A 21,610-nucleotide genomic window follows, 5' to 3' on the forward strand; every position below is an offset into this window, starting at 1 on the left:
CGGGGTCGGTGACTTGCGGCCTAGGATGCTGAGGTATGACTGGTTTTGACGCGCACCTACCGATTGATCTGCACACGCATTCGAATGTGTCAGACGGTACGGAGCGCCCCGCCGCGGTGATACGTGCGGCGGCGGATGCGGGGCTGGGCACGATCGCGCTCACCGACCACGACACCTGGGAGGGCTGGGATGAAGCGAGCGCGGCTGCGCGCCAACTCGGGATTTCGTTCATCCCGGGCGTGGAGTTCTCCACTCAGGTGGAATACGCATCCGTGCACGTGCTCGGATACCTCGTGGATCGAAACCATGAGGAGCTCTTCGTCACCATGAAGGAGGTTCGTGACAGTCGCCTCACCCGTGCCGAACGGATGGTGGAGCGAATCGGCATGGACTTCCCGATTACCTGGCAAGACGTCCTCGGCGAATCAGAGGCGGGTGCCACGATCGGGCGTCCGCACATTGCCGATGCGCTCGTGCGGCGCGGTATCGTCGCCGATCGCAATGAGGCCTTTGCCGGAATCTTGAATTGGCGGGGTGGATATTACCAACCTCACCACGCACCCCATCCGGTGGCGGCCATCAGGCTGATCAAAGCCGCTGGGGGAGTTGCTGTGCTGGCGCATCCCGGCAGCCGCGGCCGAGGCGGATTGCGCGACGGGAATCTGCCTCGCCTGGTGGAGGTGGGGCTCGACGGGGTGGAGATCTTCCATCGCGAAAATGACGCGGAGAACCGCGCCTTGCTGCACAACTACGCGAATCAGTGGGATCTGATCATCACCGGGTCAAGCGACTATCACGGTGACGGAAAAGACAACCGGCTCGGTGAAAACACCACCGAGCCGGAACAACTGCAGCGAATTATTGATCGGGCCAGCGGCACCGATCCCTATCTCGCTCGCAGCTAGTTACTCATCTGCGGACGGCTGCGACTCCGCGGCCGTAGAAGCGGTGTTTCGGCGACGACGGCGACGGCGACGCGGCTTGCGCTCGCCCTGACCGGCATCCGACTCACTCCGGTTTGCAGAGGTGTCTGCGGACTCAGCCTGCTCGGCTGAATGCTCGGCAGCAGCCTGCGACCCCTCGGCCGCGGAACCACTGCGACGGCGACGCCGCGAACGGGTGCGACTACTCGAGCGCTGAGGCGAACCTTCCCCCGATTCCTTGGGCGGTGCATCCTTACCCCGGGTGGTCGCGCCGGGAAGGCGGCCCTTGGTTCCTTCGGGAATATTGAGGTCCGCGAACAGGTGTGGGGAAGATGAGTAGGTTTCTACCGGCTCGCTGGCAGGAAGCTCGAGAGCTTTTGCGATGAGCGTCCAGCGGTGCTGGTCTTCCCAGTCCATAAAGGTCACCGCGATTCCGGTGCGGCCCGCACGGCCCGTGCGGCCGACACGGTGCAAGTACGTCTTTTCGTCCTCCGGAATGGAGTGGTTAATGACGTGTGAGACATCGTCAACGTCGATACCGCGGGCGGCCACATCCGTGGCGATCAGCACATCCTTCTTCCCGTCACGGAATTGGCTCATCGAGCGCTCACGCTGGGTCTGATCCATGTCACCGTGAACGGCAGCGGCTTTGAAACCGCGGTCCTTGAGTTCTTCGAGCAGCTTCGCCGCGGTGCGCTTGGTGCGGGTGAAGATGACCACCTTTTCGCGCCCGGCTGCCTGCAGGATGCGCGCGATCATTTCGTCTTTGTCGAGCGGGTGGGCGCGGTAGACGAGGTGCTTGATATTGGACTGCAGCACGCCCTCGTTCGGGTCGGTGATGCGGATGTGCACCGGGGTCGACATGAAGCGGCGCGCAAGATTGAGGATCGGGCCGGGCATGGTGGCCGAGAACAGCATCGTGTGGCGGACGGCGGGAACCGCTTGGAAGATCCGCTCAATATCGGGCAAGAAACCGAGATCGAGCATCCGGTCGGCCTCGTCGAGGACGATTTCTTTGACGTCCTTGAGCGAGAGGATGCGCTGATTCATGAGATCGAGCAGCCGGCCAGGGGTACCGACGATGACCTGCGCGCCATCCTTGATCTGCGCGACCTGCTCCTCATAGGCCTTGCCACCGTAAATCGGCACCACGGTGGTGCCGCGGTGTGATGCGGCGAGCTTGAGGTCCTCGTGGACCTGCGAGGCGAGTTCACGCGTCGGTGTGACGACGAGCGCCTTGACTCCCGGTTCGGGGTTAGCCCCGAGCCGCTGCAGCAAGGGCAGACCAAAACCGAGGGTCTTGCCGGTACCGGTCTTTGCCTGACCGATGATGTCCTGCCCGCGCAGTGCGAGCGGGATCGTCTCCGCCTGAATTGGGAATGCTTCGGTGATGCCGTGTTCGGCGAGCACCTCCACAATGTCGGAATCGATTCCGAGTTCGGAGAAAGTAACCAAAAAAATACGCCCTAACAATTTCGGGAATGCCAAAGGAATTGGCAATGGAAATGACGCCCGTTGTACGTGGGCGATCGAATGCCATCTGCGGCAATAACTCTTTAGCGTACCGTGTCGACGCTTTCAGACCCAGCGCGCGCCTTATGAATACATCCGTCGCGGTAGTCGACTTGGCGTGTCTGGGAACTGCGTAGGATGGCTCTGTGACCCGCGAAACAGAGATCTTTGCTGCCCTCGTCCCCGCACCGGACTCGCTTCGTGTGCTTGCCACACGTGCGCTGGTGAGTATTGAGCGGGAGCTGAATGCTTTGCGTGGCGAATACGCCTCACTTTCGGTGGCTCTTGAGGTCGCCAAAGCCGCGGACCTCTTTACCGCACTGGCGGATCGTGCGCGCGCTGCCGTGGGCACAGAGCCCCACGCGCAATCCGATGCGCTGCTCACCGATCTGTGGCAGGACACTCGCGGTCGCAATCACTTTGAGCAGCTGTTTTCGGTGCACCTCAACGCCGGATTCATTGAGGATGCACTGGGTCACTGGGGTGCCGAAGGTCTTGAAGACCTCCTCGGCTGGCAGGAAGCCCACGAGGTTCTCGTGGGGGTCTTTAAGAAGCTCTTTGAACTTGATAACCGACTCGATGATCGCCTCGCGATGTGGGGCCGAAGGATTGCCGGTATCTCGGTGCTGTGGTCGCGTCGAATTGTTGGCGTTGAAGCAGGACAAAGCCCCGACGAGGTGATCGAAGGTGCCGATCAACTCGTCGAGGCTATGGTCACTGAGTTATTTGCCCAGCACTCGCGCCGGATGAACGCACTCGCGCTGGCTGCCTAGGCCCAGCTATTGCAGGACCGAGCGACCCGCGTGGCTGAGTCGGTCGAGCAACTCATCATCGCTCGCCTTGCGCTGTTTCGGCAGCGTGAGCGCGAGGCTCAGCGAAACAGCCGCCACAATCACCACGAGTAGTACCCAGATGAGGCCGCGGTCATAAGCGAGCCAGGTGAAGGCGGGTAGCTTGAGCAGCCAGGTCGCGATCACCCAGTATGCGAGTCCACTCGCCGTGCCTATGGCCGGAATCAGCGCTTTGCCCATCGTCTCTCGCGGCTTGGCGAGTGCGGATGCCGCAAGCGCGATGGCAAGGCTGTAGATGCCTGCGAAGAGCAGTTCCATCGTTAGGCGACGAATCCGATGCGGCGCTGCGACTCTTCACCGATTTCGACGAAGGTGATCTTCGCAGCGTTGACGAGAAATACGCGTTCACGTTCGTCCACGAACCGAGCCACACCCGACTCGAGTGATTCCGTGACGATTTTTTCGATTTCGGCAGCCGACTGATTAGTTTCAAAATTAATCTCGCGGGCCGAGTTTTCAACGCCAATACGAATTTCCACAGGCGTACCTTTCACTAGGTCTTGGGTGGTCGGTCACCAGACTACCGAGAGATGTACGAGAGTGATTTGAGAATCATGTCGCTGGCTACAGTTACATTTGGGCCATGAGCGAACAGCGCACGATCGAAGGTCATATGAGGCTCGATGAAACCCAGGTCAGGGTGATTAAGGGCGACCCTAAAGAGTCCCTCGCGGTGATTGGTGCGCCCGGCTCGGGGCGGACGAGCACGCTGGTTGAACTCGTCGCAGCTCGGGTTGCGGCGGGGGTCCCGCCCGAAGAGATCATTGCGATTGCGGCCAACCGGAAGCTGGCCGCGAGCCTGCGTGATCAGCTTGAAAAGCGCATCCGCGTAGCCGCCACGGGAGGCACCCTGGGGCGCACCGCGGCCTCGCTGGCGATTGAGATCATCGCCGAAGATCGTGCGCGAAATGGTGAACCTGCCCCGAAGCTGCTCACGGGTTCGCAGCAGGATGACATCCTCGCCGACCTCATCGCGGGCCTGCTCGACCCGGATGCTCCTGGCGCTGCTTTCCGTGCCGCGGCGGGATGGCCGGAGTGGTTCAAAGCAGAGACTTTGGAACTGCGCGGGTTTCGTGATGAAATGCGCGCCTTACTCACGGCGATGGTCGAAGAGGGCATTTCGCCGACCCAGCTGCAATCGCTCGCGTTCGATCCGAATGCCGAACCCGCCGCGGGCACTCGCCACCGGGCGCTATGGCACGGGGCCGGCATGCTCGCGCAGCAGTACTTCGATGTGCTCGATCAGGCCTTTGAAGGCGCCTTCGATTCGGCGCAAGCCCTGAACGAAGCAGCCCAACTGCTGGAAGAGCGCCTGGGATACGGGCTGGAACGGCGGGTCTTCGACCGGGTGCAACTGGTAGTGGTGGATGACTCGCAAGAACTCACCGAACCCGCTCGGCGACTGATTCGCGCCTTTGAGCGCGGTGGTGCGCAAGTGGTGACACTCGGCGATCCCGATATCGCCACCGGTGCGTTTCACGGCGGCCGAGCGCAGCTCGCGGTTGGGTGGCGCGATGAGGGAGAACCCGCACCGGTGCGTGTCGAACTCGGCGCGGTGCATCGTCACGGGCCTACGCTTCGGGCGCTCGTGCAGCGCGCTTGTGCCGGGTTGGGCGCCGCCTTGGCGGGGCCTCAGCGCCAGACTCCTTCGGTCGGTATCGATGCTGGCGGTGAGGAGGTAGTGGGCGAGGAAACAATCCCGATTGCGGCACAGTCGATTCAGCCCAGTGAGATTGAAGAGCTTGGCGTGATCACCGGGTATTTGCGGCGACTCCACCTCCTAGAAGGTGTTCCGTGGGATGAGATGGCGGTGATTACTCGTAGCGGTTCGCGGTTACCGACCCTGGCGCGCAGCTTCGACCGAGCGCGCATTCCCACGACCACCTCAACCCCGCTGCCTGCTGCCGACGATGCGACGGTGCGCGCAATTATTATGCTGGGCGAGGCGGCAGTCCTCGGCGAGATCAGCGTGCAGCAGCTGCAGACCGTCTTGAGGTCGCCACTATTTGGTCTCGACCCATTGGAACTGCGGCGGATGCGGCGGGCGCATTACCTGGCGGATCTTGAGCGAGGTGCCCGTTCGGGCGCCCAGGTACTCATCGACACGGTGAACGCGCAACTGCGCGGGGAAGCGGATGAAGTCGGTGAAGCGACACTAACGCAGTTGGCTGCCGGTCCGGGCTGGCAGGGTGCGAAGGCCCTGCGCGGTATCGCGGAGGTATTGGCGCGCATGATCGCTCGGCTGCGAGCCGCGGACCCGATCGACACAGTGCTCTTTGAAGCATGGCGCGATGACAAACGGGCGGCGCAATGGCAAGAGATTGCGCTCGGTACGGACTCTGCGGCGATCACGATGAACCGTCGGCTTGACGCATTGACCGTACTCTTTGACCGGGCCAAGCGGTTTGTCGAACGCGAGCCGCACGCGTCCTTGGCTGCGTTCCTCACCGAATGGCAGCGTGATTCCGTGGTGGACGACTCCCTCGCGGGCCCCTCGGGCCGCCGTGCAGTCGAACTCACCACCCCTGCGGGTGCCGTGGGCAGGCAGTGGCGAGTTGTCGTCCTTGCCGGAGTCAATGAGGGGATTTGGCCCAACCTCAAGGTGCGTGACTCCCTACTCGGTGCCGGGCGGCTGGGGGAGGCTCGAGGACAAGCGCCCGTTGGCATCATTGACCGCCGCGCTGAAGTACTGGCTGACGAAACTCGGATGCTCGTAGCTTCACTCTCCCGCGCGAGCGAACGGGTCCTCGTGACCGCGATTGCCGGTGAGGACACTCAGCCGTCAAGATTCCTGCACACCCTCGCGTTGCCGGAGCTGCCAGCAACCTTCAACCTCGGCAATATCGATCAGTTCGGTAGTAGCGATCAGTTCAGTTATGACCAACTCACCCTTGAGGGGCTGGTCGCAGTGCTTCGGCGCGAGCTTGCTGCTGACAACACGCGTGCAGGCAGCGTTGGTGTCGACAGCGAAGTTGCCGGCGGTGACGCCGGTAACGCGAGCGAAACCGAGTATGCCCTGGCGCGACTGGCAAAAGCGGGGATTACCGGGGCGCATCCGAACAGCTGGTACGGAATTCGCGGCCGCTCCACCGAAGCTCCCCTTGCCGAGGTTCATGACGGGGAACTGCAATTGCGGCTCTATCCCTCGGGAATCGACAGTTTCTTTGAGTGCGGCGTGAATTGGTTCGTCGACCAGTATTCGGGCAGCGCCCCGAGTGACGCCATGACGATCGGAAACATCCTGCACCTCGCGGCAGAATGCGAAGCGGAATTTGCCGACCGAACCGCAATGATGGATTTTGCGGAAGCGAAGCTACGCGAGATGAACTTTGATGCGGATTGGATTGAAGAGATTCAGGCCAATATGGTGCGGGACGCAGCCGAATCACTCTGGACGTATTTGCGCCGCGAGGGGTCCGAGGTGATCGCGAACGAGCACGCCTTCCGCTTCATTCTTGAGCGGGAACTCGACAACGGTGTGACCGCGAACGTATCGGTCTCGGGTCGAATCGACCGGATGGAAGCCACAGAAGCTGGCTTGCGGATCATCGATGTGAAAACAGGGACGAACAAACCCACCAAGGATGACCTCTTCGAGAATCGTCAGCTGCGTGCCTATCAACTCGCGCACCGCCACGAAGTATTGCCCGCTGCCGCCCAAGAGCTTGCGGTAGAAACCGCAGCCCTACTCTTTCCACGGATTCCAGCGAAGCGCGATGGCACACTGTGGTCACTCGCACAACAAACCGCGTTCAACAATGAAGACCTTGACCTCGTGGAAGACAACTTCATTGAGGCAGCTCTCGGCGAAGCCGGATTCCCCATGGCGGGGCTCGATCCCGACCTCGACGCCGCGCCAATCTTCCTGTCCGATCACGAAAAACACTGCCTGCGAAATAACCGCGGCTGCCACATCCATGCCACACCCGAGGTGACCGAATGACGAAGGTAACGCACGAAGATATCGGCAAGGCACTGTCCACCGACGGAAAATTCTTCCTCCCTACCCCCGAGCAGCAGGACATTATCGAGGCCTCCCTCGACCCCGCACTGGTCGTGGCCGGCGCGGGCAGCGGCAAGACCCAGACCATGATGTTGCGCATCCTCTGGCTGATCGCGAATGAGGGGATCGCGCCGCAACAGATTCTCGGTCTGACGTTCACGAGGAAAGCGGCCGGTGAGCTGCGCGAGCGCATTGAAACGGGCCTGGACGGACTTCGCCGTGCCGGCCTCGTTGTGGCGGATGAATTCGATGTGCCACAGGTATCGACCTATAACTCCTATGCCAACTCGATCTATTCGCAGTATGCGCTCCTCGTGGGCCGCGATCCGGACGCGATTCTGCTCGACGAGCCGGGGGCATTCTCGCTGATGCGCCAAGTGCTGCTCGAGCACGAGGACGCGCAATTGCGGGAGCTCGAGAAACCGTCGATCGGTCACCTGAGCGGTGTTTCGCTCAGCATCGCGCGGGGGATGCGCGAGATGCGTCTCGACGCCGCGACGTTGCAGTCTCGGGTCGACCCGGTGATCGAGCGATTTGAATTGCTGCCGGGGCGCGCCACCATTGCCACGAATGAAATTGTGGCTCGGCTGCGGAAGCTCAAACTCTTTGCGGGCATCGCAGACCGCTACGAGGCGCGTAAGCGCGAGGTAGGCGTGGTGGAATTCAGCGACCAGGTTGCCACCGCGGCGGAGATTCTTGAATTGGATCCCTCGATCGCGGGGGAACTGCGAGAGCAAGCGCAGGTGGTGATCTTCGACGAGTATCAAGACACCTCCGTCGGGCAAATTCGACTGCTCGCCAACCTCTTCAAAGGCCACAATGTGATGGCGGTGGGGGATCCAAAACAGTCCATCTACGGTTGGCGCGGCGCGAGTGCCGCGAATATGAAGCGATTTGCCGATGACTTTTGCGGCGCTCGGGCCGGCCAACGCTTCGAACTGTCGGTGTCTTGGCGCAATGACCAGAGCATCCTGGAAGCGGCGAACCACGTCGCGGGAAAACTTCCGGAAGCACGCGGCGCGAAGGAACTTGGTCCGCGGAAGGGCGCCGGTCAGGGCACGGTCGAGCACGCCTACGATCTCACTGACGGAGACGAGGCCGATCGAATCGCGCAGTGGTTTAAGCGGCTGCTCGTCGAAGACCCCGAAGGTAAAAAGCGCACAGCGGCCGTGCTCGTTCGGGCCCGTTCACACATGGGTCTTATCGCGAAGGCACTGGCCGAAGCCGATGTTCCGCACCAGGTGTTGGGCCTCGGCGGGCTCTTCAGCACCCCCGAAATTGTGGACCTCAATTCGATCCTGCGAGCCGCCGCCGATGAGCACGCCGGCAGCGAACTCATTCGCATCCTCGTCGGGGCCCAGTTTGAAGTGGGCCTGGCCGATATCGTCGCGCTGCACGGAATCGCCCGCGCCCAGTCCGGACGGGACAGTGACGGCAAGAGACTCTCCGAGTCGCGGGTCCAAGCGGAACGCCGCGATGCGAAAACCGAAGATCGAGGCGTGAGCCTCGTGGACGCACTCGATGCGCTGCGCGGCTCAAAACCGGGGTACTACCGTGACTGGGGAATCAGCGAGGTGGGGGAAGTTCGCCTGCGAGAGGCGGCAGAGCTCCTGCACGAGATACGAATGCGATTGACCCTGCCACTGGTAGAACTGGTGGACTTCACGATTCGGCGCTCCCGCCTGGATATCGAAACCATCGCTAATCCCAGTCTCGCGGTTGGCCGGGCAAACCTCGAAGCGTATCTGGATGCCGTGGCCGCATATACGGCGGCGAACCCAGCCGCCGACGTACACGAATTTCTCGACTGGGTTGAGCGTGCCGAGCAAGACGATAAGCACACTGAGGTCACGGAAGTTACCGAGAAGCAGGGTGTCGTGCAATTGACCACGATGCACTCCGCGAAGGGCCTCGAATGGGACTACGTTGCCATCGCACAACTCAGCGACAAGATCCTGCCCGACGCCAAAGGCAGCAGTACCTGGATTCCCTCCGATGAGCTGCCCTACGAACTTCGCGATGACCATCGCGATCTGCCGCAGTTTGACTGGGAGCATGCAGAATCGCTCGATGACATTAAACTCGAGCTCAAGGAAGACAAGACTCGTGTGTTGCCGCCGCCGATTGGCGAACGGCCGTCATTCACCGCGCAGAAGCTCCAGCACCAATTGGATGAGGACCGCAGACTCGCCTACGTAGCCGTTACCCGTGCCCGCACCAAACTCCTCTTGACCGGATCGCGGTGGCGCGGACGCAATTCCCGGCCCTTTGTTCCTTCCGTGTTCTTCCACGAGATGGTGGGAGACATTACCCTCGAATGTCTTCCAGGGAGTGAACTTTATGCCCAGATCGATGACGCCCCGGTGGTCTTTCGAATCGATCAGGACGCCGAGGACCTCAAAGCGATCAACGCGGCACTCGCCGTGAACCCGAATGATGGTGGCAGCTATCAAGTCTGGCCACGCCCACCGATGTCGTCATCGCGACTGCAGCGACTTCGTGGCGCCGGCGACCGGATTGCAGCGCTACTTCAGGCCGAAGATACCGATTCACACGCCTACGACCGGCTGATCGACCTCTTGCTTGCCGAACGGGCACAGGCGAATGAACATGCCGGATTGCAACTACCACAACGATTCGGGGCTTCGCTTCTGCACGACCTGCTTGAGGACCCGGTCGCGATTGCCCGCCAGCGACGTCGACCGATGCCGCAAGAGCCCTTCCGTGCCACCCTCCTCGGCAATCTCTTTCATAGCTGGGTTGAGTCGCTGTATACCGACGTGGGCGGTGGCGGAACAATGCTCGAGGGCGCCGATATGGATGATGAGGACCGTGCCGACGGGGGACTGCTCGCTGCTGGCGAGGCCGACCGGGCCCGCCTCGAGGAATTCAAGCAGACCTTCCTCGCAAGTCGATTTGCCATGGACGGCAAGCGCCCCAGCGCCGTGGAACTCGCCATAAACAGCCCGCTTGGCGAACATACGATCATCGGCAAGATCGATGCGGTCTACGTGGACGAAGACACCGGCGACGTCGAAATCGTGGACTGGAAAACCGGCCGCGCACCCCGAACCGCGCAGGAACGAGAGGGTCGTGAACTGCAGCTGATGTGCTACGCGCACGCCTATTCGGCCGGATTCAATGTGCCACTCGAACGCATCCGAGCCACGCTGTACTACGTCGCGAACAACGAGGAAATTAGCGTGGCGACCATGCTGAGCCGAGCCGAACTCATCGAGAAGCTCGCAGCAGCCGAACGGAAGGTCGTGGCGAGCACAGCACCCTAGCCGCGGGGAGCAATATCGCGGTCGGCGGGATTGCTTCCTCGCCCGCTGGCCGCGAACCCAGCGTCCTGTTCCTCGTCGAAGTACTCGGGATCATCTTCCGGTGCATCGACCTCGAGATCTTCAGGCAGCTCGAAATCGTCGCCGGGTTGCAGGGGACCGGTGGGGTTCGCATCCTCAGTTGGACGCATCAGGCGCTGCTCGGGATGGCGATTCTTCGAACCCGCCTCGGCAAGCAGCTCCTGCACCTCGACGAGGTCAAGGACCGGCAGCGTCTCGTGGCGCAACTCGGTCTGCTCCAGTGCGCGAACTCGGTTCACGAGACTGTCGAGCAGCTGCTCCGCATCCGCAATGATTGCTTCATTACCGGTGTCAACACCGTGAATCAACCAACGCGCCAATTCGAGTTCCGCATAGAGCGTGGAGCGCTGCCGCAGTTGCCGGTCCACCGAGGCACCCCGCGACTCAACATACTCGTCGAACACCGCGCGGGTTACCGCACCATCCACCGAATGCAACCAAGACATGTCTCGAGCCGGGTCGCCAATGCGCAAATCACCCCAACCAAGCACTCCCACCACACCCGCGCCATTGGTAAGGAAAGAGCTGCGCTCCAGTGACCCGTGGATCACGCTCGGAACAAAATTCCAAAGGCTGCTGTCATCCACCGCACCGCCCCAGCGGTCGTCGAGCGGTGCGGGCAGGCGACCGGTGTCGCGAGCCTTAGCCATGAGTTGCTCAACGGCCTCACGAGAATCAATAGCACTTTGGATCGGCAGCCCAGCGGATTCGACGAACTGCTTCGGTAGCGCATGGATCGCGGCGATTGCCCGCCCGATATCGGCCACGAGCATCGAATCATGCTCGAGCGGCAGGCGATCGCAGGTAGTGCCAGGAATGAAGTCGTACACCGCAAGCTGCACCTCGGCGGTGTTCAATCGACCAAGTTCGGTCGGGATGCTGAACGAGAGTCGGCTGCGCAGGCCCGGCGTCAAACACGACAGCGCCCGCGAGATGGCGAGCTGCTCACCGGCAGCGGCGGCTGAAGTTGGGCGTCGGGCAATCAACATGCGGTCATCGTTGCTTCGCAAGACGGCGGAGTCATAGTCACCATTTGCGCCAAATGTCCACTCATTTGCGCCGACGATCACAAGATTATCGATTGCGGCCGTCGCGTAACCCGCCAGATCTAGATACTGCGCACCCATAGGCGCCAGACTACGAGGCAATAGAGAATTCAGCTGACTGCCACACCGCAGACGCTAGCGAACCTATGATGGCTTGGATATGAATGACTTCGTGCAGCGACTCCCGTTCGCCCAGACCCGTATTGATCGCGATGACCTTGGCCGCGAATCGGCAGGCGACTTGCTTGAGAATCCTGCCACGCGCATCCTGCTGCAGCGAGAAGACACGGCGCTTGTCGCACCCCGCGGTGCCGGCCTCGCACTCGATCTGCGCGTGAACGAAAATCTGCCACGGGTTTCCGATCCGATCTACCTCGGCAAACTCATGGCGGAACGGGAGAACCCCGGCGGGCGAATCGACCCGGCCGGGACCCCGATCGTGGCCGTGGCCGTGGATGAATTTGAAGCGAGTGAACTTGAGCCCGCGGCAGATCGCTGGCCGCGACTGAACGAGCGCGGGCTCGAATTTGATGTCACCGACGCGAGTTTGTTCGTGGAAGCCATCGGCATCCGAAACTTCCACCGCAGCCACCAACATTCGCCGCTGACCGGTGAGCGACTCACCCTTGAGCACGGCGGCTGGGTGTCGCGTCCGGAACAGGGCGGGCAGCCGATCTTCCCGCGAGTGGACCCGGCCATCATCATCGGTGTCGTTGACCAGCACGATCGCATCCTGCTCGGCGCGAATGTGAACTGGCAGCCACGGCGATACTCCACCTTCGCCGGATTCGTTGAACCGGGTGAATCCTTCGAACAGGCAGCCACCCGCGAAGTATTCGAAGAGGCCGGTGCCCGGATTGTGAACCACCGATATCTGGGTTCGCAGCCCTGGCCGTTCCCGGCCAGCGTCATGGTCGGTTTTCTCGGCGAACTGGCACCGGATCAGGATCCCGAGACGGTGAAACCGGATAACAACGAAATCGTCGAAGTGCGCTGGTTTACGCGGGCAGAGGTCAAGGCCCACATCGACCTGCTGCCTCCGAAGCTCTCGATCTCGCGTGCGATTATCGAGGAGTGGTATGGCGGACCCCTCGACGAGCAGTAGCGAGGCAGTAAATGCCGGAGGTAGCGAAGGCGTGAGCCTGCTCGCTGACCTGAACCCACAGCAGCGGGAAGCCGCGCTATCAGTCGTTGGCCCCGTATGCATCCTTGCGGGGCCGGGAACGGGTAAGACACACACGATCACCCGGCGTATCGCCTACGGCGTGCGAACCGGTGTCTACACCCCGGAGCGAGTGCTCGCACTGACCTTTACGAACCGGGCGGCAGGCGAGTTGCGGGGAAGACTTGCGAAGCTTGGCGCACACGCCGTGCAAGCGCGTACCTTTCACGCAGCCGCGCTGCGGCAGCTGGGATACTTTTGGCCGCACGTGGTGGGTGGCGAAATGCCGCAGATTTCCGGTTCCAAGTCGAAAGTGGTGGCCGAAGCCGCCGAGCGCCTCAAGCTGCGAGTCGGGCCCACGGAAGTGCGGGATATCGCTGAGGATGTGGAGTGGCGGAAAATCTCCGAACTCACCTACGAGCAATATGCGGCGGCACTCAACGCTGGGGAACGCACGCCTCCGGCACGCCTCAGCCCCGAGCAAGCTGTGGACGTGATTCGCGCCTATGAGCAGGTGAAGGATGATCGTCGAGTGATCGATTTCGAAGACATTCTGCTGGCAACGGCCGGGATGCTCGAATCGGAACCCTGGGTCACCCAGCAGGTGCGGGAACAGTACCGATTCTTTGTCGTGGACGAGTTTCAGGATATTTCGCCGCTGCAGCACAAGTTGCTGTCCCTGTGGCTCGGGCAACGCCGGGATCTTTGCGTGGTCGGCGATCCGGCACAGACGATCTATTCCTTTACCGGCGCCACCAATCGCTACCTCACCGATTTCAGCCACGAGTATCCAGATGCTCGTACCGTCAAAATCGAGGGGTCGTATCGCTCGACCACCTCGATCATCGCGGTCGCAAACTCGCTCGCGAAGCAGATTCCACACGCGCTCCAACTCGAGCGGGCGGCGGAGAACGATGTGAAAACCTCGCTCCCGGAACTCTTTGAATATCCGGATGAGTTCTCTGAGGCGCAGGGAATCGCGCAGCGTGCCGCTGACGCCATCTCGGCGGGGGAGCAACCGGCCGAAATCGCCGTGCTCATCCGCACAAACGCCCAGGCGGCGGCGCTAGAACAGGCCTTCCAGAATGCTCAGGTGCCCTATCGCGTGGCGGGTGGCCAGCCCTTCTTCAAGCGGCCCGAGGTCCGTGCCGCAGTGGCGGGTCTGCGAGCCGCGGTGGTCGCCGAACAGGACTCGGGGCCGCTGTTCAAGACGGTCAGTGATGTGCTGCGCGGTCGAGGCTGGACTGTGTCTCCGCCGCGGGAGGCGGGCCCCGCACGGGATGCCTGGGGAGCGTTGGATGCGATCATGCGGCTTGCGGATGCTGCCGCACCTGGGACGACCCTCGAGCAGTTCACCAACGACCTGGTCAATCGCGCCAAGCACCAGCACGAACCGGAAGTTGCCGCGGTCACAATCTCGACCATGCACGGCGCGAAGGGCCTGGAATGGGATCGCGTCTTCGTCACTGGCCTTGCCGAAGGCAGGATGCCGATTGCCCAGGCCGTCACCGCTGAAAACATTCACGAAGAGCGGCGCTTACTTTATGTCGCGCTCACGCGAGCGCGTCGGCACTTGCAGCTTTCATATCCTCGCGCGATCGGGGCACCGTCTCGGTACTTAGCAGAGCTCGGCAACCGCATTCAGCGTGGAAACTTCGCGGCAACACGCTGATTTCACCACTGCGCGCATCAATCCGACATTGCGCCCAACCCGCGGGTGGCGCCTGAGCGTCCGCTTGCATGTCATCACCAAGATACGAGCCGCCAAGAAGTCCCGTTTGCAGCGCCGCGAGCCACTCAACTTCGGGGCTGATCGCGGCAGGCTGCGCGGACAGCAGTTGCGTAGCAACAATGAGCCAATCTCGCTGCTGTTCGATCCGGAAGAGATCATCGCAACGAAGGCACGGGGTGGCTCCAGGGATGACCAACGGGCCAACCTGCAGGGCTCCCACGTCACGGATCACGGTCAAGTGCGGCACATCCGCAGCAATCATGGGCAGATAGCGTCGGGTAGGAACCACGAATTCCGCGACCTCGATAACGAGATCGGGCGCCGCATCCGCATCGAAATGATCAACACCCGCGATCGAAACCGCGTGATGGCGACGAGAAAATTCTCGCGCCAGTAGCTGGCCGAACGGCACCGCACTTGTCGGCGTGCGAACGAGCACGTGACGCTTGGGAATCTGCTCTCCAGCGACGGGAATCGAGATCTCCAAGAAGCCAGCAATAACGTCCTCGACTCGGGCGCGATCGAGCCCGTGCGACTGCGCGAGCAACCGGAGGAACGCGACGTCCGCCCCGAGCTTCAGGGCCTCGAGCATGGCGTGGATTGCCGGGTGGTCAGGAAAACGGCGACCCGTAAAACTGCCACCCACGCGTACCTCGGCGGCATTTGACCAGGTGATTGGGGTGTCAGGAGCAAGTTGATATCGCACAACCCCATCATGAAATAACTCCGGCACACAGTGCCGGAGTTATCCACAGTGCGCGAGACTGCTTAGCGATCGGGCGAGTAGCCACCCTCGGGGGCGTCGCCAAAGGAATCTGGATCGCCGAGGAGACGAGCGAGCTCATCATCGAGATCATCTGTGGGGGAGTCACTCGTGTCACCGCGCAGGCGCTCAACTAGTGCAAAGGGGTCGTTGATGTCTTCCGCGCCGGGGAGCGCATCGCGGTGATCCCACAGTGCGTCACGAGCTTCTGGGCCGAGTTTTTCAGTGACCAGGCGCCACATGCTCGTGGCTTCACGCAGGCGACGGGGCCGAATTTCGAGGCCCACGAGCGATCCGAACGCACGCTCGGCCGGGCTCCCGGTCGCGCGACGACGGCGCACCATCTCGGCGATCGCATCCGCATTGGGAAGCCGCGAGGTGGCGTCCTGGGTGACCACGTCGACCCAGCCATCGATCAGCGCGAGCATGGTCTCGAGGCGCTCGAGCGCGACCTCCTGCTCGGGGCTGCGTGGCGGGATGAGCTGCCCGGACTGCAAGACCTGCTTGAGCTCTTCCGGGTTGGAGACATCCAGACCGCGGACAGTGTCCTCGATCCGTTCGGTGTCGATACGAATCCCGCGGGCGAACTCGGTAATCGAATTCACCAGGTGCAGTCGCAGCCAACGGGCGTGGATGAACAGGTGGGCGTGTGCGAGCTCCCGGACGGCAAAGTAGAGCAGCAGCTCCGAGGGCTTGATTTCCAGGCCATCCGACCACGCGGCAAGATTTTGCGGCAGGAGAGCAGCCTGACCGTTCGGCAGTACGGGCATCCCAATATCGCCACCGGACAGGACCTCTTTCGCGAGTTGCCCCAGGACCTGGCCCAACTGCATCCCGAACATTGCCTGCCCCATGGACTTCACCATCGGCTTGGACTGATCGATCATGGCGCGGTATTCCTCGGGCGCCTGCTCGTTGAGCATTTCGACGAGGGCACGGGAGATGCTTTCGGCAACGGGCCCGGCGATTTCCGACCAGGTGTCGAGGGTGAGATTCAACCACTCATACCGAGTGATGGAACGAGGCGCATCCAGCAGCCCGGTGGAGCCGACACTCGTGACCTCACTCAGCCACAGCTGGGCGAGAGAAAACGACTGCTCGTATTCCTTCGCGGTGTCTTTTTCGACCTCGCGATTGTCGGTGATGGACTGCCGGGCGGCGTCTCGCACTACCTGCCAGTTCACCCCCTCGGTGGGGTTCATCATTGCCCGCTGCAGCTGCCCGAGCATCTGCGAAAGCGCCTGAGGGTCGGCAGGAAGCCCCGCCACACCGGCGAGTTGATCCGGATTGATCATGCCCCCACCGAGTAGCTGTTCAAGCATGCGGCGAAGTTCATCCTCCGGCTGGTTACCCTCGTTATTCCGGGGCGTATCCTGGTCGCTCATTAGCGCCACTCCTCTCAGGGGTCGGTTCTAGAGTAACTTCGGAGTCCCGTGCATCGGCCGCGAGTCGAAGCCATTTCACTGACAGCGGACTGCCCACACAGTCCCGCTGGGACTGCGTCGAATCCTGAACAGAAGTCAGCCGGTACTCGCACACCGGCACTGACCCCGACACCGACCCGCCTGCGCCGAAAGTCACCACAGTTTTTATGAGCCGATTCTTCTCATCTGACGCGTTACCCGAATCAAAGCGAACCCGCTGGGGTATGTACCTCCTCGCAGTCGGCCTGGTGTTATTGGTCGTGCTGGCCTTCGCTCCCGCGCCGTACGTGATTCGTACGCCCGGGCCGACCTTTGACGCGCTCGGCACCACCGAGGTGACGACGGAAGACGGTGAATCCGAAGAGGTCGATGTCATCTCGATCGACGGGGCGCAGCGAATTAGCCCGGAAGCGGGAAGCCTGTCGGTCATGACCGTGAACGTGACGGGTAACCCGGATTACCAACCGAGCTGGTTCGCGGTGGCGACTGCGTGGTTCCAACCGGACAAGGATGTGCTCCCCATCGAAGCGTATTTTCCAGACGGGGTCACCGCCGAAGAACGCACCGAGGCGAATGCCGCCATGATGACGCAGTCACAGGGGACGGCAATCGCAGCAGCCCTCACAGAGCAGGGATACGAGGTCACGCCAGAACTTCGAGTGATGGATGTGTTTGCGCAGGGCCCGGCGGAGGGCATTTTGCAGGTTGACGACGTGATCATCGAAGCCGATGGCCGCCCGGTGACCGACTTTGCTTCGCTGCAAGCGGAGCCATTTACACAGGAGCCCACCGAGGTGGTCGTGTTGCGGGATGGGGAAGAGGTGACCGTCACCATTACCCCGACCGTCTCGGAAGAGAGCGAGAACCCGATCCTCGGGATCTTGGTGCAGGAGGGTTTCAACTATCCGATTGATGTAGATATTGAGCTCGGCGAAGTGGGCGGGCCGAGTGCCGGGCTGATCTTTACCCTGGCGACCATCGACCTGCTTGAAGCGGGCGACCTCACGGCGGGGGAGCACATCGCCGGGACTGGAACGATGGCTGCCGACGGTACCGTCGGAGCAATCGGTGGGGTTCGACAGAAGGTCCACGCAGCCGTCAGCATTGACGCCGATTACTTCCTGGCACCGGAGGCGAACTGCCAGGAGGCGCTCTCGGCGAGTGTCGCGGATGACATCCCGATCTACGCGATTTCGGACTTAGACGAGGCAATCGAGACCGTGACGGCCGCCGGCCAGGGGGAGACTGGCGAGATTCGCACCTGTGCGGATGCGCTGGCTGCGAACGTGCCACAGGTGTAATAATCCGCTCACCTGGGCACGGGTAGAATTGCGCCAACGCCGCCAGCGTGCGACGAATCAAGCGCTGCGCGGCATCTTCAATCTCGAGTACGACGGGTAATCAGTGAGTTCTACCGCAGCACCACAGCCAAGTTCATCCAGACCGCCATCCGATTCAACTCCCCGCAATGGGCGCAAATTCGGGCCGCTCGCAGCGACCATAGCGATTGTTGTCGCACTGATCTTGGTGTTCTTCTGGTTCACCGGGTTCTATGCCGACGTGCTGTGGTACGACCAACTCGGCTACTCGGCGGTGCTCTACACGCGTTGGATCGCTACGGCGATCATGTTCCTGATCGGTTTTGTGGGGATGGCACTGCCGATCTATTTGATCCTGCACCTCGCATACCGGAACCGGCCGGTGTACGCGAAGCTCTCGCAACAACTCAACGAGTACCAGCGTGCGCTCGAGCCGGTTCGCAAAGTCGTATTCATCATCATTCCTGCCTTCCTCGGATTGCTCGCGGGCCTGAGCACCGCGGGTACCTGGGAAACGGTGATCCAGTTCTTTAATTCGACACCGTTCGGCACCACTGATCCACTTTTCGGCAATGACATTTCCTTCTACGTCTTCCAGCTGCCGTTCTGGCGGGGGATCGTTGCATTCGCATCTGCGGTACTGCTGCTCGGGCTCGTAATTACGGTGGCGGTGAGCTACCTCTACGGTGGCATCCGCGTTACCGGTCGCGAAGTCGTGATCTCGAAGGCTGCTCGCATCCAGACTGCGATCATGGCGGGCCTGTTTGTGCTGAGTCAGGGAGTGAGTTTCTGGTTTGACCGCTATAACTCACTGACCGAATCGAACGGGCGCTGGACCGGTTCGCTCTATGCCGATGTGCACGCTTCGATTCCAGGGCTCGCCATCTTTGCCGGTGCCGCGATGATCGTTGCGCTGCTGTTCTTCTTCGCTGCCATCGCCGGTCGCTGGACGCTGCCGGTTGTTGGTGTCGCGGGTCTGCTCGTCGTCGGCCTCGTTGCCGGTGCGGTGTACCCGTGGGTCGTGCAGCAATTGCAGGTTGGACCGAACGAGCAGTCGCTTGAGACCGAGTACATCCAGAACAATATTGACGCTACGCGTGACGCCTATGGCGTCGCCGACATCAACGTGCAGTCCTACGCCGGTGTCACGACCGCGGAAGCCGGGCAGCTGCGTGAGGACGCCGAAACGACCGCGAATATTCGCATCCTTGACCCCTCGATCGTCGGACCGACCTTCGCCCAGTTTGAACAGGAACGTGCGTACTACCAGTTCCCCACCGAGCTGGACGTCGACCGCTATATAATCGATGACGCCACGCAGGATGCCGTGACCACGGTGCGTGAAATCAACGTGAACGGTTTGGGCGCGGATGCGCAGTCGTGGGTGAACCGCACCATCGTGTACACGCACGGCTACGGCCTGGTGGCGGCTTACGGTAACCAGCGAGGTCCCGACGGCCAGCCACTGTTCTTCGCGTCCGGGATGCCGCAGCAGGCTGAGGCGCTCGACGAAATTGAACCTCGCGTGTACTTCGGTGAGAACTCGCCCGAGTATTCCATCGTGGGTGCGCCGGAAGGTTCCGACCCGGTCGAGTTCGACCACATTTCGGGTGCCGATGGGGTTTCGCAGACCTACAACACCTTCAGCGGCGACGGCGGACCTTCGCTTGGCAACCTCTTTAACCGACTCGTGTACGCGATCAAGTTCCAGTCGGAGCAGATTCTCCTCTCGGATGCCATCAACTCCGAGTCACAGATCCTCTATGACCGCGATCCGATCGAGCGAGTTCAGGCGGCGGCCCCGTATCTGACCCTTGACTCCGACACCTATGCCTCGGTGGTAGATGGTCAGCTTGTGTGGATCGTTGACGGTTACACAACCACGAACGCGTACCCGTATTCGACGCAGGTCTCGATTGAGGAAGAAGCAGCCGACTCGAATACGCCGGCACCGACGCTGCCGACGCAGCCGATCAACTACATCCGAAACTCGGTCAAGGCCACCGTCAATGCCTATGACGGCAGCGTGACGCTCTACGCCTGGGACACGGACGACCCGATTCTGCAGACCTGGCAGAAGATCTTCCCCACCTCACTGCAGTCGGTGGACGAGATGTCGGGTGACCTGCTCAGCCACGTTCGCTACCCGGAAGACATGTTCAAGGTGCAGCGGTCGATCCTCGCGACCTACCACGTGACCGATGCAGCTGAGTACTACAACCAGACCAACGCGTGGGAACTCCCACTAGACCCGACGGCATCCGCGGACGCTCAGCTCCGTCAGCCGCCCTACTACCTGACCATGCAGATGCCCGGCCAGGATCCCGCCTTCTCGCTCTACTCGACCTTCATTCCGATGGTCTCGGGTGATGGCACTCGAAACGTGCTCACGGGATATCTGTCCGCAAATGCGAATGCCGGAAACGTGCCGGGCGAGGTGGCCGAGGACTATGGCACCCTAACCCTGCTGGAAATCGAGAACGACTCGGTCAACGGTCCGGGTCAGGTGCAAAACATCTTCAACTCGAACGAGACGGTTGCGAACCAGCTGAGCCTGCTCGAGCGAGGTGGGCAGACGCAGGTGCTGCGAGGCAACCTGCTGACCCTGCCAGTGGGTGAGGGATTCCTCTACGTGCAGCCCGTGTACGTACAGTCCACCGGTGAGACCAGCTATCCGCTGCTGCGACGCGTGTTGGTCGCCTTCGGTGACAATATTGCCTTCGAAGACACGCTGGATGCAGCGCTCGACAAACTCTTCTTGGGTGACTCGGGAGCGGACGCCGGTGACGGCAATCTCGATGAGGTCCTCGACGACCCGAACGTCGAGGTGCCGGATGCGGAAGACGCTCCGGAAGATGTAGACACCGACACCGGTGAGACTCCGGCGCCAACGACAACGCCGGAGCCGACCACCACGCCAGCACCGACCACGGACACGAGCCCCTCGGGTGACGCGTACGCAGACCTGCAGGATGCCCTGGCTGATGCTTCGCAGGCGCTCGAGGATCGAACCGAGGCATACGCCAATAACGACCTCGTTGGTGCAGCGGAAGCCGATGCGCGGATGACTGAGGCGCTTGAACGCGCGGCAGAAGCCGAGTCACGGTTGAACAACTAAGGACGGCGCTGGACCCCGCGGGGCCGGAGACGCATCGACTAGACAAAACAGTCAAAGTCGGGTAATGTTGTCTCTTGTGCCGCGGGGTGGAGCAGTTCGGTAGCTCGCCGGGCTCATAACCCGGAGGTCGTCAGTTCAAATCTGGCCCCCGCAACGAAACAAGGCCCCTGATCTGGGATTACTCAGATTAGGGGCCTTCTGCATTGCGCCTGTCTGTGGCTCGTGGTGCGTGGCTGGTGGCTCGATTCGACTTTCCGGTGAACTTGGAGTAACGTAATCTCTTGTGCCGCGGGGTGGAGCAGTTCGGTAGCTCGCCGGGCTCATAACCCGGAGGTCGTCAGTTCAAATCTGGCCCCCGCAACGAAAAGGCCCCCGATCTGGGAATCATCACA

Annotated in this window: 14 protein-coding genes and 2 tRNA genes; 10 read left to right on the forward strand and 6 right to left on the reverse strand. The window is 61.6% G+C overall.

Annotated elements, in window-relative coordinates; translation table 11 throughout:
* Positions 1 to 35: 35 nt before the first annotated feature.
* Positions 36 to 905 carry a PHP domain-containing protein gene (locus F8O05_RS06075; RefSeq protein WP_158051870.1) on the forward strand — a complete coding sequence of 290 codons (870 nt, stop codon included), beginning with the start codon at positions 36 to 38 and terminating at the stop codon, positions 903 to 905.
* On the opposite strand, the gene F8O05_RS06080 is transcribed toward F8O05_RS06075, so the two are convergent.
* Positions 906 to 2,378 carry a DEAD/DEAH box helicase gene (locus tag F8O05_RS06080; protein ID WP_158051871.1) on the reverse strand — a complete coding sequence of 491 codons (1,473 nt, stop codon included), beginning with the start codon at positions 2,376 to 2,378 and terminating at the stop codon, positions 906 to 908.
* A 203-nt stretch (positions 2,379 to 2,581) separates the two neighbouring features.
* On the opposite strand from F8O05_RS06080, the gene F8O05_RS06085 reads away from it, so the two are divergent.
* A complete protein-coding gene (locus F8O05_RS06085; protein ID WP_158051872.1) occupies positions 2,582 to 3,208 on the forward strand; it encodes a hypothetical protein in 627 nt (208 codons plus the stop codon).
* Positions 3,209 to 3,214: 6 nt separating this feature from the next.
* Here F8O05_RS06085 and F8O05_RS06090 read toward each other — a convergent pair whose 3' ends face one another.
* Both F8O05_RS06090 and F8O05_RS06095 read right to left on the reverse strand, forming a co-directional pair.
* Positions 3,215 to 3,544: a hypothetical protein gene (locus F8O05_RS06090; protein WP_158051873.1), complete on the reverse strand. Its 330-nt coding sequence runs from the start codon at positions 3,542 to 3,544 to the stop codon at positions 3,215 to 3,217.
* A 2-nt stretch (positions 3,545 to 3,546) separates the two neighbouring features.
* Positions 3,547 to 3,765, reverse strand: a complete 219-nt coding sequence (locus tag F8O05_RS06095; protein WP_158051874.1) for a DUF3107 domain-containing protein — start codon at positions 3,763 to 3,765, stop codon at positions 3,547 to 3,549.
* A 104-nt stretch (positions 3,766 to 3,869) separates the two neighbouring features.
* On the opposite strand from F8O05_RS06095, the gene F8O05_RS06100 reads away from it, so the two are divergent.
* Together F8O05_RS06100 and F8O05_RS06105 are read left to right on the forward strand one after the other, a co-directional pair.
* Positions 3,870 to 7,229 carry a PD-(D/E)XK nuclease family protein gene (locus F8O05_RS06100; protein ID WP_158051875.1) on the forward strand — a complete coding sequence of 1,120 codons (3,360 nt, stop codon included), beginning with the start codon at positions 3,870 to 3,872 and terminating at the stop codon, positions 7,227 to 7,229.
* On the forward strand, positions 7,226 to 10,576 hold the full coding sequence (locus F8O05_RS06105) for an ATP-dependent helicase (protein ID WP_158051876.1): 3,351 nt from the start codon (positions 7,226 to 7,228) through the stop codon (positions 10,574 to 10,576). The genes F8O05_RS06100 and F8O05_RS06105 overlap by 4 nt, the downstream gene beginning before the upstream one ends.
* Here F8O05_RS06105 and F8O05_RS06110 read toward each other — a convergent pair.
* Positions 10,573 to 11,781 carry a phosphotransferase gene (locus F8O05_RS06110; RefSeq protein WP_158051877.1) on the reverse strand — a complete coding sequence of 403 codons (1,209 nt, stop codon included), beginning with the start codon at positions 11,779 to 11,781 and terminating at the stop codon, positions 10,573 to 10,575. The genes F8O05_RS06105 and F8O05_RS06110 overlap by 4 nt on opposite strands.
* Before the next feature lie 79 nt (positions 11,782 to 11,860).
* Here F8O05_RS06110 and nudC point away from each other — a divergent pair, with 79 nt between their 5' ends.
* Positions 11,861 to 12,805, forward strand: a complete 945-nt coding sequence (gene nudC, locus F8O05_RS06115) for an NAD(+) diphosphatase (RefSeq protein WP_158051878.1) — start codon at positions 11,861 to 11,863, stop codon at positions 12,803 to 12,805.
* Positions 12,780 to 14,534, forward strand: a complete 1,755-nt coding sequence (locus F8O05_RS06120; protein WP_158051879.1) for an ATP-dependent helicase — start codon at positions 12,780 to 12,782, stop codon at positions 14,532 to 14,534. The genes nudC and F8O05_RS06120 overlap by 26 nt, the downstream gene beginning before the upstream one ends.
* On the opposite strand, the gene F8O05_RS06125 is transcribed toward F8O05_RS06120, so the two are convergent.
* Together F8O05_RS06125 and F8O05_RS06130 are read right to left on the reverse strand one after the other, a co-directional pair.
* Positions 14,416 to 15,300, reverse strand: a complete 885-nt coding sequence (locus F8O05_RS06125; RefSeq protein WP_158051880.1) for a hypothetical protein — start codon at positions 15,298 to 15,300, stop codon at positions 14,416 to 14,418. The genes F8O05_RS06120 and F8O05_RS06125 overlap by 119 nt on opposite strands.
* A gap of 62 nt (positions 15,301 to 15,362) precedes the next feature.
* Entirely contained in the window at positions 15,363 to 16,742 is a 1,380-nt protein-coding gene (locus F8O05_RS06130; protein ID WP_158051881.1) for a zinc-dependent metalloprotease, read from the reverse strand.
* Positions 16,743 to 16,948: 206 nt separating this feature from the next.
* On the opposite strand from F8O05_RS06130, the gene F8O05_RS06135 reads away from it, so the two are divergent.
* From F8O05_RS06135 to F8O05_RS06150, 4 genes are all read left to right on the forward strand, one after another.
* The gene (locus F8O05_RS06135) at positions 16,949 to 18,082 is read left to right on the forward strand and encodes a YlbL family protein (protein WP_158051882.1); all 1,134 of its coding nucleotides are present in this window, start codon (positions 16,949 to 16,951) and stop codon (positions 18,080 to 18,082) included.
* A 103-nt stretch (positions 18,083 to 18,185) separates the two neighbouring features.
* Positions 18,186 to 21,218, forward strand: coding sequence for a UPF0182 family membrane protein (locus F8O05_RS06140; protein WP_158051883.1), 3,033 nt, complete (start codon positions 18,186 to 18,188; stop codon positions 21,216 to 21,218).
* An 80-nt stretch (positions 21,219 to 21,298) separates the two neighbouring features.
* Positions 21,299 to 21,372: transfer RNA gene (locus tag F8O05_RS06145), tRNA-Met, on the forward strand.
* Between the two features lie 133 nt (positions 21,373 to 21,505).
* Positions 21,506 to 21,579: transfer RNA gene (locus F8O05_RS06150), tRNA-Met, on the forward strand.
* Positions 21,580 to 21,610: the final 31 nt, after the last annotated feature.

The sequence above is a fragment of the Gulosibacter chungangensis genome (assembly GCF_008831155.1).
GTDB classification, from domain to species: domain Bacteria; phylum Actinomycetota; class Actinomycetes; order Actinomycetales; family Microbacteriaceae; genus Gulosibacter; species Gulosibacter chungangensis.

Bases quoted from the DNA above. Each gene is read 5' to 3' on its own strand.
- F8O05_RS06075 (WP_158051870.1), top strand. From the start codon at position 36: ATGACTGGTTTTGACGCGCACCTACCGATTGATCTGCACACGCATTCG.
- F8O05_RS06090 (WP_158051873.1), bottom strand. From the start codon at position 3,544: ATGGAACTGCTCTTCGCAGGCATCTACAGCCTTGCCATCGCGCTTGCG.
- F8O05_RS06100 (WP_158051875.1), top strand. From the start codon at position 3,870: ATGAGCGAACAGCGCACGATCGAAGGTCATATGAGGCTCGATGAAACC.
- F8O05_RS06105 (WP_158051876.1), top strand. From the start codon at position 7,226: ATGACGAAGGTAACGCACGAAGATATCGGCAAGGCACTGTCCACCGAC.
- F8O05_RS06110 (WP_158051877.1), bottom strand. From the start codon at position 11,781: ATGGGTGCGCAGTATCTAGATCTGGCGGGTTACGCGACGGCCGCAATC.
- nudC (WP_158051878.1), top strand. From the start codon at position 11,861: ATGAATGACTTCGTGCAGCGACTCCCGTTCGCCCAGACCCGTATTGAT.
- F8O05_RS06120 (WP_158051879.1), top strand. From the start codon at position 12,780: ATGGCGGACCCCTCGACGAGCAGTAGCGAGGCAGTAAATGCCGGAGGT.
- F8O05_RS06130 (WP_158051881.1), bottom strand. From the start codon at position 16,742: ATGAGCGACCAGGATACGCCCCGGAATAACGAGGGTAACCAGCCGGAG.
- F8O05_RS06135 (WP_158051882.1), top strand. From the start codon at position 16,949: ATGAGCCGATTCTTCTCATCTGACGCGTTACCCGAATCAAAGCGAACC.